The following is a 12,196-nucleotide window of genomic DNA, read 5'->3' as shown; positions in this document are numbered from 1 at the left end:
TGGGACGGGACGGTGCGGGTGTGGGATCTGGCCTCCGGCACCCCGATCGGCCAGCCCCTGACCGGCCACACCAGCAGGGTGTACGCGGTGGCCTGCACGATCCTGAACGGCACCCCGGTCGCGGTGACCGGCAGCGGCGACCACGCGGTGCGGGTGTGGGATCTAGCCTCCGGCACCCCGATCGGCCAGCCCCTGACCGGCCACACCAGCACGGTGAACGCGGTGGCCTGCACGACCCTGAACGGCACCCCGGTCGCGGTGACCGGCAGCTGGGACGGGACGGTGCGGGTGTGGGATCTGGCCTCCGGCACCCCGATCGGCCAGCCCCTGACCGGCCACACCAGCAGGGTGTACGCGGTGGCCTGCACGATCCTGAACGGCACCCCGATCGCCGTCACCAGCAGCTCCGACAGGACGGCGCGGGTGTGGAACCTGCGGACCGGCGAGCCCGCTGGGCTCCTGGCAGCGGCCGATCCTCGTGCCGTCGCGTTCACCTTGGAGGGCGACCTCGTACTGGGTATGGGCCGCGATGTAGCGGTCTTCAGCCGACGCTCTCCTCGAAGGCCGCACTGACCGGTAGACAGCCCCAGCCGCTACCCGCCGATCGGAGACACCCAACGTCGCGGATACGTCCGTGGCACAAAGGCACAGCTCAGGACCGATCCGGGCACTTCGAGACTCGGTAAACTCGACCGGGACGCCGACCTCGAGGAAGTCGGCGCCGTTGCGGGTGAAGGCGCGCAGGGCGTCGATCCCGGCTGTCCAGTTGGGGAACCCGGCAGGCAGAAATGCGCCGAGCGCCGGATGTTGGCGGTGGGTGAGCAGTGCGGTCAGCTCGGTTGCGGCAGGGGTCAGAGAGGTCAGGCGGGGGCACCTTTCGCGGGGGTGGTGGCCCCTCGATCACGCGGCGGGGGGCGAGCGCGCGGAGGCAGAGGGGGCTGGGCCCCCGGCCGCTGTCGGGCAGCGGCCGGGGACGATCCGGAGCTAAGCGGACGACACGAAGTCAGCTGCTGATCCTTTGCCCGGCGGTTTTGTGGCTCGTGGCCGACAGGAACGTCACGAGACCAGCAGCGGACCACACCGGGTCCGCATAGCAGCCGTCGCCGTCGCGCCGGGCCATGTTGCCGAACTATCCCCTGGCCTGCATGGGGTACGGCAGGATCCCTGGATATGGGACATGGGGGATCCGGCCACGGGCTAAGCCGTGTGGGTGTGCGATATCTGGTGCTCGTCACCCTCAGCCTGTCCGGGGCCCTGGCGCTTACCTGGCACTTCGACCTGGGGACAGCCGCAACCGCGGTGACGGTACTGCTGGGCCTGGCGCCGGCCTACCTCGCCTGGGCGGCGTTCCGCGCCGACCGGACCGAGGCTGCTGCTGTGGATCTGGACACCGCTGCCGAGCAGTTGGCCGTGGCGGTCAAGAGCCAGTGGGACGACGAGGCGGCCGTCCGCCGGGTGAATGACCCTTATCCGCTGCCCGTCGCCTGGCGGGCCGCAGATGACGATCTGGCCGAGCCCTGGCCGCTGCTGAGGGACCTGGCTCGCGCCTGGCCCGGCGGACCGCCCGGCGACCCCGCAGGGTGGCCGGAACATTCCGGTGGCCTGGCCGACCGGGACGCGCAGATCGGGGCGGTGTTCACCGATCGGGTCCCCACTCGGCGCTTGGTGATCCTGGGCGAGCCGGGCGCAGGCAAGAGTGTGCTGCTGATCCGGCTCTTGCAGGACCTCGTCGAACGGCGCACGGACCATGCGCCGGTGCCAGTGCTGTTCTCCCTGGCCTCATGGAATCCCCGCCAACCGATGAAAGCGTGGCTGGCAGCGCAACTTCGGCGCACCTACCCAGGCTTGCGCACGCCCGCTCCAGCCGCAGTCACCACGGGGAACGACCCTGGTGATCTGGCCCAGGCTTTGCTTGATGCCGGCCGGATCCTGCCGCTCCTCGACGGTTTCGACGAACTGCCCCCTGCTTTGCACGCCACCGCGCTGGATGCCCTCAACCGATCCCTGTCCGCCCGACAGCCGCTGGTCCTGGCCAGTCGCGTAGCCCCCTACCGTGCTGCCCTCAGCAGGCCGGACACCGTGGTCCGCCTCAACGGTGCTGCCGCCATCGAGCTGCTCCCGCTGGCCGCCGACGCGGCGGCCGAATATCTACGCCGGGATGCGGGCGGGCCGCACGCCCCTTCCGCTGAGCGGTGGGATGCGATCGCCAGACACCTGGGCACCGGTTCCCCGGCCGGGCAGGCCCTGAGCACCCCGCTGGGGCTGTTCCTGGCCCGCACCATCTACAACCCCCGCCCCCAGGCCGTCCCCGGGCCTCCGGCTCCGCACTCGGACGAACTGTGCAACTCCACGGCCTTCCCCGACCGCGCTGCCGTGGACACCCACCTGTTCAACACCTTCATCCCAGCCGCTTATACCCGCGACAGCCGCCGTCCCCCTCACTGGACGGCCCAACAAGCCGACCGAACCCTGATCTTCATCGCTCGGTTCCTGCAGAATCAGCACGGGGGCACCCCGGACCTGGCCTGGTGGCAGCTCTATCAAGCCATACCGGTCTTTATTCGCCGTGTGGTTGACGCGCTCATCTTCGGAATCGTTTCCGGTGTCGTAGTGGGAATCGAGTTCACCCTCGCAACCGGTGTCGCTGTGGGACTACCGGCTGGATTGATCAGTGGCTCCGTGATCGGGACGCTGGCCGCATGCGTGGTGGACCCCGCTCCGGGGACGCGCCTTCGGTGGTCACCCCGCAGGATCACGACGGGGCTTTTGTCCGGACTGACGGGCGGGTTCATACTTGGATTCGGCGCCGCGATCAGGGCGGAAGTCCCTTACCCGGTTTATGACGGTCTCGGCACCGGGTGCGCCGTCGGCCTGATGATCGGTGTCACGTTCGGCCTCAAGAGCGAGAGACCCGATCTCACCACCGTCATCGGGCCCGTGACGTTGCTCGCCTCGGATCGCCGTTCGTTCGTCACGCTGACGCTGGCAGGTGGCTGCGGGGGAGGACTGGTGGGCGTGTTCTCGTCCCAGATGCTCGGAATCGGCCTCGGGATCGGCATCGCAGTGCCAGGCATCATCGGGCTCACACTGGGACTGGGGTTCGCGCTGACGCAATCGGCATGGCCGCACTATGTCCTCGCCAGGACATATCTGGCCGTGCGCCACAGAATCCCACTGAACTTGATGGAGTTCCTCCACGACGCACACGAACACCGTGGTGTGCTGCGGCAGGTCGGGGCGGTGTACCAGTTCCGGCACATCGATCTGCAACGCCACCTCGCTCAGCGATGAACGCGAACTGCTTAGCGATAAGCGGTCTCGGTGACGTCAACGTCATGTGGGGGCAGGGGCTTTGGCGGGAGTGGTGGTGATGCCCAAGATCTTGACGGTGGAGTTGACGTCCGAACAGCAGGTCGAGGTGCGTCGGCGGCTGGCCGGGCGTGGTCTGTCAGGTAACGAGCGCGGCGGTTGGAGTGCCTCCGGTTGCTGGATCGGGGCCTGACCGTGCCGCACGTCGCCGACCTGCTGGAATGCAATCCGGTCACGGTGCGCGATGCGCTGCACCGTTTCGCCGGCGGCGGGTTCGACGCTCTGGCCGATGCGCCGCGTCCGGGACGGCCCGCCCACACCGGCGAGGACCTTCAGGCACTGGGCACGTTGCTGGACGCCTCGGCCGAGGCCGGGGTGACCTGGACCGCGCCCGAGCTGTGCGACTGGCTGGAGAAGGAACGGGGCGTGCGTCCGTCGGCGGCGTGGCTGACCGAGCTGCTGCACCGGGAGGGGTTCCGGTGGAAACGCACTCGCGACAGCGTCCGGCACCAAGCCGATCCCATCCTCCAGCAGGCCGCGCGGGCCCGGCTGGAGGACTTGCGGACTTACAGATGGAGGCCGACGCGGGCACGCGCGACCTGATCTTCCTCGACGAGTCGGGCTTCGCCCCCACCATGCCCACCGGCTACACCTGGTCGCGGGTCGGCCAGCGGACAGTGGTCCCGCGCGAGGACACCAAGAACCGGCGCGTCAACGTGCTGGGCGCCCTGATCGTGGGCACCGCTCCTGATCTGCTGTGGGAGCGCACTCCCGGCAAGATTGACGCGGCCGTGCTGCTCGAGTTCGTCTGCTCCAAGCTGGCCCGTATGCCCGGTGGGGCAGCCGCCCTGCCCCTGGCCGCAGACGGTGTCGACCCTGCACTGCCCGTCTGGACGGTCTCGGCCGTGCACGGTGGTACTGGACAACGCCTCCGTACACGTGGCCAAGGCGTTCAAGGGCCGCCGCGACCAGTTGGCGAAGATCGGAGTGGAGCTGTTCTACCTCCCGCCCCGCAGCCCCGAACTCAACGACATCGAACAAGTCTGGCGCTCGGCCAAGTACGAGGACTACCCGCACCGCTCCCACACCAGCATCCAAGCCATCGGCACCGCCGTGGACCGGGCGCTCACCCGCCAACAGACCCGCATCCGAGGATCAGCGGCGAACTTCACCAAGGCCGCTTAGACGAGGAGGTGGTTGATCATGTCCTTGCGGATCCAGCCGACCGTGCCGGCCTTCAGCCCGCCCTTGGAGCGCTTGACGAGCTTGGTGTAGTACCAGGAGCCGCTGCTGCAGTACACGGCGAGGCGGTCGTTGTTGTAGACCAGAACCGATCGACCGGTAGCTGGTGCTCGGGCCGGTGCGGAAGTTGACCCCGTGGGCCATCACGGTCCAGGTGGGGCAGGAGTTGGCCGCCTGGGCCTGGGCCTGGGTGGAAGTGTTCGCCAGGGCGGCGGGGGCGGCCACCACGGTGCCCGCGGCGCCCATCGCGACGGCCGCTACGGCGATGCCCGCACGCTGGATGAGCTTGTTCTTGAGGTTGATCACGAAGTCTCCTGAGTAGAGGACGCGGTGCCTGTCAGGCCCGCGGACGGGCCGCACCGACGGCGCTCGCGGCAAGCGCCGGGGCGGTGGATGCCACGGCGGCCGGCCACGGGACGGGCGGCTGTGCACGAGAGCCTGCGGGCGGCCAAAGCCCTCGGACCGGGATGCGGCCTGGCGGTGCCAGGGCCCGGCACGGCAATCCGGGTAGCTGTTCCGGGAGATGGGAAGGGTGTGACGGGCGCCCTGTGAGGGCCGCTCTCGCGCCGACCGCCGTGAGAGCCCGTGCGGCTCACGCGGCTAGGGGTACCGGTTGGGGTGTGGTGGTGCGGGCGGTGAAGAGCAGCGCGCACAGGGCGGCGGCGAGCAGCGGGAGTGCGAAGTGGCCGCCGAGTGGTCCGGCCAGGGCGGTGCCCGCCGCGAGTCCCAGGCGCATGGCGCTGGAGAGCCAGCCGATGGCTTCGGTGGTGGTTCCCGGTGGTGCGAGGGAGGTGAGGGTCAGGCTCGCCACGGTGAGTACGGGGACGAACAGGGCGCCGGGCAGGACGGCCAGGGCGAGGATCACCAGAGGCGGGGCGGGGGCGAGCAAGGGGAGCCAGCAGGCCGCGTAGAGGGCGGCCAGCAGCACGAGGTGGCGGGGCCGGGGTGCGGTGGTGGGCTGGAAGCGGGCGAAGAGGATGCCGGCGGCGGAGAAGACCGCGGGCAGGGCGCCGGCCAGCCAGGCGGCGTGGTGGTGGTCGGATGCGGCGATTGCGGCGACGTCGAGGGCGCCGATGGTGGCGCCGAAGAAGACCAGGGCGGCCAGCAGCGGGCGCATGGCCGGTGGGCGCAGCGCGCCGAGCCGGTCCCGGTGGCGTGGTGCGGCCCGCCAGGTGCGGGCGGGTCGGGTGGTGGAGAACGCGAGGGTTCCGGCGAGGGTGGCGGCGGCCGCCAGGGCGAGGGCTGCGGTCGGGGACAGCCAGGTGGCCATCATGATGGCGAGGGCGGGCCCGGTGACGTAGACGATCTCCTGGGTGGAGGAGTCCAGGGTGTAGGCGGTCCGCACGTGGGCGGCGTTGGGCAGCAGGGTGGGCCACAGGGAGCGCAGGCCGCCCTCCAGGGGTGGGCATCCGGCGCCGGCCAGCGCGGCGCACAGGGCGGCGAAGGGCAGGTTGTGGGTGCCGAAGACAGCGAGGGCGCCGAGCGCGGTGGCGACGAGGCCAGCTCCGAGGTGGCAGGGCAGTGGCAGGCCGCGCAGGTCGGCGAGGCGTCCCAGCAGAGGAAGGCCGAGTGCGGGGCTGATGCCGTAGAGGGCGGCCAGCAGGCTGGCGGTGGCCAGCGAATGGCCGTCCGCCCGGGCGGTGAGGATCAGCGCGATGGGCACCATGCCCAGCGGAAGGCGTCCGACCACCGAGGCGATCAGCAGGCGGCTGCAATATCGGTGGCGCAGCACGGCGCGGAAGGACGGCGGCTTGTCGGCTACCGGTGCGGGCGGTTTCGGCACGGGGCCAGGCGGCGCGGGGAGGGTGCGGGGAACATCGCGGACCTGCGCCTGAACCATGGCGGTGCCTGCCTCTTCAACGGGGGTTGGTGGGCGAGAGGGGGCCGCCCGTACGCCGGGCCCAGGGGCAGGCGCGCCGTACGGGCGGCGACAGCGGTGCAAGGGGGGCGGACCGCTGTGGCGAGAAGCCCAACAGGGCGGGAACGGGGCTTCAACGCCGCTTCCCCGTCGGCGGAAGACCGCAGGTGCGCCTCCCGCCCGGTGGCTCAACGACCGAAGGCGGCGTACCGCCACTTGGAGCGGGGCTGCGGTCAGAATCGGGCGAGGTAAGCCAGGTTCGAGGCATGTCCCCCCATGGCGAAGCGGCGGTCACCCAGGGGGTGCCGCCGCCCATGAGACTGCTGGCTGTGACTGTGGCCGCTCCGGCACGGCTCGTGCGCCCGCACGGCTGCGCCGTCCTCAGCCTGGGGACTGTCGCTATCCCACGATGAGCTTGAGCATGTCGATGCGGACCCAGCCCCTGGTGCCCGCCGGCAGTCCGCCCTTGGACCGGCGGGTCAGCTTCGCGTAGAGCCAGTCACCACGGCTGCAGGTCGGTCGCAGGTCGTCGCCCTTGTAGAGCTGTGCCTTGGACGCGTACCGGGTCCCGGGGCCGGTCCGGTAGTTGACCCCGTTGAAGGCCACATCACCCTTGAGCCCGCCGACGGGATACCGGCAGGCCGACGAACCGACGGCCGAGGCGCTTGGTGCTCCGACTGCTGTGACACCGGTGAGGAGGCAAAGCGACAGCGTCAAGGTGGCAAGACGACGTCTCGCGGTTATTCCCACTGCACGGTCCTTTCATGGCGGGGCCGGGAGGTAGACGGGGAAGGCGCCCTTCCCCTGGCACGCGGGGAAACAAGGAGCGGGCGTGCATCAGCGGGCGCCCAGGTGGGGGTGGGGGTTGGGCCGGCAGTTGCGGGCAGCCGGGGCCGAGTTGTGGCGAGAGAGCAGCGGTATGGACGCGCTGGTGAGCCCCGTCCGAGGGGGTGCGTTGGTCAGCCTGCGAGGTTCAGCAGGCCGTCGTTGCGCACCCAGCCCTTGGTGCCCTTGGGCATCCCGGACCTGGAGCGCTGGGTGAGCTGGCTGTAGTTCCAGGAGCCCTTGCTGCAGAAGACCTTCACCTTGTCGCCCCGATTCAAGTACCCGAGACTCCGGTAGGCGGTGGACGGGCCGGTGCGGTAGTTCCAGGCGTTCTTGGCCACCGTGGCACCGAAGTTTCCCCAGTTCGTCGTGCACTGGCGGTGCTCGCCGACGGCCTGGGCGGCCGGCGCTGTGGCCATGGTCAGGCCGGCGGCCGCGGTGATGGCCAGAGCGGCGGGGATAACCGAGCGGGTCGCGATACGGCGGAGCATCAGGGAGGCCTTTCGACGTGGTGGGAAGGCGCTGCGGGCCCTGCTGATCCTGCGCGGCATTGCACGGTCGGCACGGTCGCGGCCGGGCTGCTCCCGTGTGCCGGGTCAGCGACTTGGCTCCGCGTTTCCCCCGGCGGGACGGCCCTGCCAGGGGCCCTGCTGGGGTGTTGGGGTCCGACCGCCCCGTGCTGGTGTGTATCGCGCTTCCACGGCGGTGCCCTATGGGTTGGTCAAGGGAAACCGGGCTGCGTTGGATCGGGGAGCCGGGCAGCATGGCGGTGTGCCTGATCTGCAGTGGGATGACGTGAGCTGTTTCTTCGACCCGGGCCTGATGGGGTCGCTGCCGGACGTGCGGGTCCCCGATGCCTCGGTGGAGGACTGGCAGGCGGTCCTTCACCTCGTCGAAGCGAAGGGCTGGAAATGGCAGTACTCGGAAGGCGACACGGTGCTGCCCGTACCTCGGGCGCAGACCGTGCTGGCGCGCCCGGCGGACGCCGAGTGCCCAAACCTGCGGGTCTGGCCGACTGCCGATGTTCTGGCGATCTTCCGTTTCCACGATGCCGAGGAAATCGACTTCGACGTTGACCTGCGCGAGTTGCAGGGCCAGGAGCGACTGGACGTGTTCTGCAGCTTCTTGCGGGAGATCGGGCGGCTATTGGGCAAGCCGGTGCTGATGGAACCGGAGGGCGATTGCGGCCACCCGGTGCTCGGCTTCGAGGTCGAGGCCGATCGGGTCGTCCTCATGGCTGAGCCGCTGGTCAGGTGACCGCGGCCGCCGGCCGGGGCTCGTAGAAGGTTCCTTCGCGCAGCATGCGAACAGGACGGCGGCGGCGTTGACCGTCGCCGGGGCCGGGCGGTCCACCGGGCGGGAGAGGGGCGGTGATTGTGCGCTGCTTCCTCCCGCCCGGCGGTGCCCGTGGTGGCCGCGCGGCCACCACGGGCGCGAGCGGCGCGTAGATGGGCTGACACACCCGCCGCGCGACCGATGCCCGTGGAGCCGATGACATGAGCGCGATACCTGCCCCGATCCCGCACGAGGCGGCCCTGGCCATCGGGGCGCAGCCGTCCGACCCTGCGGCCGACACCGACCACCTGCTGAAGCTCGCCCACACCCTGCGCGAGGAGGAGCAGCGGGTCCTCGGCTTCCCCGGCAACCTCGACTTCCGGCTCGAAGACCTTGCCCCGCTGCTGGGCGTCTTCTTCAACAACGTAGGTGACCCGGACTCCCCGGACGCCTCCAACGTCGGGGCCAAGGCGTATGAGCGGGCGGTACTGGAGTACTTCGCCACCGTCGCCGGGGCGACGGTGGATGACGTGTACGGGTACGTGGCTTCGTCGTCGAGCGAGGCGATCCTGCATGCCCTGGCCGCTGCCCGCCGGGTTCTGCCGTCTGCCTGCGTCTACGCCTCGGATCAGGCGCACTACAGCATCAAGCGGGCCTGCGACCTGCTGCGGATGGAACTGGTGAGCGTGGGCTCGCTGCCCGAGGGCACGATGGACGCCGAGGATCTGCGGATCCAGTCGTTCATCCGGCGCCGTATCCGCCCGGTGTTCGGGCGTGGGCCCGGTGCGATCGTGGTGGCCACGTGCGGCACGACCATGCGCGGCGCCGTCGATGACATCGTCGCCCTGCGCACAGCGGCCGGCGCGGTGTACCTGCACGTCGACGCGGCGGGCGGGGGCCTGGTCGCCGCGCACAGTGACCCGGTGCCGAACTGGTCCTTCGCGCACGGCGCGGACTCGGTGAACATCTCCGGCCACAAGGTCCTCGGCCTGCCGGTACCCGCGGGCATCTCGCTGGTACGCCGCGACCTGCTGCCCGCACAGGACGGGGGCGAGTACGTCGCGGCCACCGACCGCACCGTGGCCTGCTCCCGCAGCGGTCTCACCGCCCTGCTGCTGTGGGCGCGGCTGCGGGCGTTGGGGCACACCGGCATGGCGGCGCTGATCAAGCGGTGTCAGGACACGGCCGACTACGCCCACGAGCGGCTCGAGCAGGCCGGCGCCCATCCGGGCCTCTTCCCCGGCTCGCTGACCGTCACCTTCGACCGCCCGCCGCCGTGGGTGGTCGACAAGTGGCACCTGGCTTGTACTGGGCCGTTGGCGCACATCGTCACCGTCGGACATGTCACGCGCGCGGCGGTCGACGAGTTCGTCGCAGACATGAGCGCCTCCCGGATGGCGGTGGCCGCGTGACGCCCGCCATGCCCGCGCACCGTGGTGGACTCGACCGGGGCGCCGGGGTGGGTGATCTGGTGGATCACACCCCGCAGTCCGCCTACGCCCACCTGCAAGACAGCCAGCCCGAGTTGTTCACGAGCCCGCCCGGCGGCGGCACGATCGACATCCTGCGCTGGCCGATGGCATCGGGTGAGGTCGTCTACCAGGACGCCTGGTTCACGCTGGTCAAGGACCGGGTGCGCTTTCCCGACGGGCGGCCGGGCACCTACATCCGCCTGATGCCCTCCCTAAAGGAGCCCGGAGTCGCGATCCTGCCGCTACTGGGCGAGGACGTGGTGCTCATCGAGCACTTCCGGCACGCCACCCGGGCCTGGCACTGGGAGATCCCCCGCGGCGGAGGCACAGCCGGCCTGGCACCTGCCGAGAACGCGGCCAAGGAACTACAAGAGGAGATCGGAGCAGCCCCCGCCGGCGAGCTGGTCCCCCTCGGGCAGCTGCACCCCGACACCGGCATCCTGTCCGGGGCGGTGGAGCTGTTCGCGGCGCGGATCGACGCGGTCGGCGACGTCGAGCACAGCGAGGGCATCCGTCGAGCTCGGGCCCTCCCCTTCGCCACGGCGGAGAAGATGGCAGCAGCCGGTGAGATCACCGATGTCTTCACCCTCTGCGCGCTGCTGCGCGCGCGTGGGGCCGGGCTGGTCGGGTGACATGCCGGCCACCGTGTCCTTCGACGACGCTTGTGCCGGGCAGCGCGCGGCGATCGAGACGTGGCTGAGCCAGTACATCAGCCAACCGCACGACGAGTTGGGGCGCGGCGGGGCCATCTGCCCGTTCGTGGTACCCGCCCGCCGGGCCGGGGTGGTCGTGGTCCAGCGGGCATCCTGGACGCCCGGGCCCCATCACCAGCGGGTGCTGGCCGACGATGCCCCCGAGGACACGGTGGAGGCGATCACCACGGTGCTGCGGATGTCACTGGAGCGGTTCGCAGCACACCCGTGGCCGCGCACCGTGCCCGCTCTGCACTCTCTGGTCGCGCTCCTGGACCAGCTGGGCGAGGAGCAGTGGCGGCACCTGGACGCAGCGCACGCAGCGGTGAAGGCAGAGGTGATGCGCCGCGGCTTCATGATCGGCCAGTTCCACCCCGCGTGCCCGGCGCCCGCGGTCCACAACCCGCGCTTCGCCGTCAACGTCTGTCCCGTGCCGCTGATCGTCGTGCGCCGCATCTCCCCGCACGACGTCCAGTTCACCACCGAGCACGACCATTTCGCCGCCTACCAGGAACACTTCGGGCAACTGCACGAAGAAGGCCGGGCACCGGCCCGGCTCGCCCGGGTCTACCAGCACTACGCCGCAGCCGGGCGGCCACCGCAGAGCTGATGGTGCAGCCGCAGCTGGCAGCCGTTACTCGGCGCAGTGCTCTGGCAGGAACATGTGCCAGCCCCAGATGGCTGGACCAAGACCTACCGCCTCGCCAGCACCCGAGCCCGAGCCGAAGAGCCGACCAGGGCCGGATGACCAACACTCGTCGCTGGCGGGTGCCTCTGCCCTATGCGTCCGCCGGCGACGGAACCACACAGCACATGTCAGCGTCCGTCCAGACGTTCGCAAGATCATGAACGCTGACAGAGGATCTCGCCCATGACTGGAATAGCTGCCCGCTACCTCTACCTCGCGCGGCACGGTGAAGCTTCACCGGATGAGAGCAAGCTGACGGACAAGGGACGCCTACAAGCCGTGCTGCTTGGTGAGCGACTTCAGCGCAGCCCTCTCTCGCTTATCCACCATGGCCCACTCCCACGAGCGGAGCAGACTGCCCAGCTGATCTGCGAGCAACTCGACAGCGTTCCCCTGCAGCCATCGGAACTGGCCGGGGATTACATCCCCTACATGCCGCAGCGGGAAGAGCTGCCGTCGGAATCGGCCGACGCCATGCTCGCTCACCTGTCCCAGTTCCCGGCCGAAGAACGCGAGCACGGACCGGAACTGGCAAAGGCAGCTCTCGCGCGATTCGCTGAACCTGTCGACGGTGACGAGCCTCGTCACGAACTGATCGTCACCCACAACTTCCTCATCGGCTGGCTCGTCCGAGCTGCCCTCGACGCGCCGAAGTGGCGCTGGATGGGCCTCAACCACGCCAACGCCGCGCTGACCGTCATCCGATACGCGCCAGGCAGACCCGCTTCAGTGCTCTTCTACAACGACACGGGGCACCTTCCTACAGAGCTCCGCTGGACCGGCTTCTCGCGTGACCTCCACGTCTGAGGGCAGCGATCTGCCCATCGCATCGGCA

Annotated in this window: 11 protein-coding genes and 1 pseudogene; 9 read left to right on the top strand and 3 right to left on the bottom strand. The window is 70.2% G+C overall.

Annotated features, from left to right (window positions below; translation table 11 throughout):
- The 4 genes and pseudogenes from ACWIHY_RS34235 to ACWIHY_RS34220 all read left to right on the top strand — a co-directional run.
- Positions 1-573, top strand: a pseudogene (locus ACWIHY_RS34235) (hypothetical protein); the annotation flags it as partial.
- A 651-nt stretch (positions 574-1,224) separates the two neighbouring features.
- Entirely contained in the window at positions 1,225-3,291 is a 2,067-nt protein-coding gene (locus tag ACWIHY_RS34230) for an NACHT domain-containing protein (RefSeq protein WP_454380296.1), read from the top strand.
- 177 nt (positions 3,292-3,468) lie between these two features.
- Positions 3,469-3,912 carry a helix-turn-helix domain-containing protein gene (locus ACWIHY_RS34225; RefSeq protein WP_454380295.1) on the top strand — a complete coding sequence of 148 codons (444 nt, stop codon included), beginning with the start codon at positions 3,469-3,471 and terminating at the stop codon, positions 3,910-3,912.
- Positions 3,913-4,143: 231 nt separating this feature from the next.
- Positions 4,144-4,494 carry a transposase gene (locus tag ACWIHY_RS34220; protein WP_454380294.1) on the top strand — a complete coding sequence of 117 codons (351 nt, stop codon included), beginning with the start codon at positions 4,144-4,146 and terminating at the stop codon, positions 4,492-4,494.
- A gap of 649 nt (positions 4,495-5,143) precedes the next feature.
- Here the strand turns inward: ACWIHY_RS34220 and ACWIHY_RS34215 are convergent.
- The 3 genes from ACWIHY_RS34215 to ACWIHY_RS34205 form a co-directional block, all read right to left on the bottom strand.
- Complete coding sequence (locus ACWIHY_RS34215; protein ID WP_454380293.1) at positions 5,144-6,334, bottom strand: MFS transporter; 1,191 nt, start codon at positions 6,332-6,334, stop codon at positions 5,144-5,146.
- A 474-nt stretch (positions 6,335-6,808) separates the two neighbouring features.
- Complete coding sequence (locus tag ACWIHY_RS34210) at positions 6,809-7,126, bottom strand: hypothetical protein (RefSeq protein ID WP_454380292.1); 318 nt, start codon at positions 7,124-7,126, stop codon at positions 6,809-6,811.
- Positions 7,127-7,368: 242 nt separating this feature from the next.
- Positions 7,369-7,725, bottom strand: coding sequence for an SH3 domain-containing protein (locus tag ACWIHY_RS34205; protein WP_454380291.1), 357 nt, complete (start codon positions 7,723-7,725; stop codon positions 7,369-7,371).
- A 280-nt stretch (positions 7,726-8,005) separates the two neighbouring features.
- On the opposite strand from ACWIHY_RS34205, the gene ACWIHY_RS34200 reads away from it, so the two are divergent.
- From ACWIHY_RS34200 to ACWIHY_RS34180, 5 genes are all read left to right on the top strand, one after another.
- Positions 8,006-8,491: a hypothetical protein gene (locus ACWIHY_RS34200; protein ID WP_454380290.1), complete on the top strand. Its 486-nt coding sequence runs from the start codon at positions 8,006-8,008 to the stop codon at positions 8,489-8,491.
- 239 nt (positions 8,492-8,730) lie between these two features.
- Entirely contained in the window at positions 8,731-9,921 is a 1,191-nt protein-coding gene (locus ACWIHY_RS34195) for a pyridoxal-dependent decarboxylase (RefSeq protein WP_454380289.1), read from the top strand.
- Positions 9,918-10,613, top strand: coding sequence for an NUDIX hydrolase (locus ACWIHY_RS34190; RefSeq protein WP_454380288.1), 696 nt, complete (start codon positions 9,918-9,920; stop codon positions 10,611-10,613). Before ACWIHY_RS34195 ends, ACWIHY_RS34190 begins: the two co-directional genes overlap by 4 nt.
- 1 nt (position 10,614) lies before the next feature.
- Entirely contained in the window at positions 10,615-11,283 is a 669-nt protein-coding gene (locus ACWIHY_RS34185; protein WP_454380287.1) for a DUF6875 domain-containing protein, read from the top strand.
- Between the two features lie 261 nt (positions 11,284-11,544).
- Complete coding sequence (locus ACWIHY_RS34180) at positions 11,545-12,168, top strand: histidine phosphatase family protein (RefSeq protein ID WP_454380286.1); 624 nt, start codon at positions 11,545-11,547, stop codon at positions 12,166-12,168.
- The last annotated feature ends 28 nt before the right edge of the window (positions 12,169-12,196 follow it).

The sequence above is a fragment of the Streptomyces sp. NPDC055287 genome (assembly GCF_053646035.1).
This window is presented reverse-complemented; position numbering and strand designations above follow the sequence as displayed.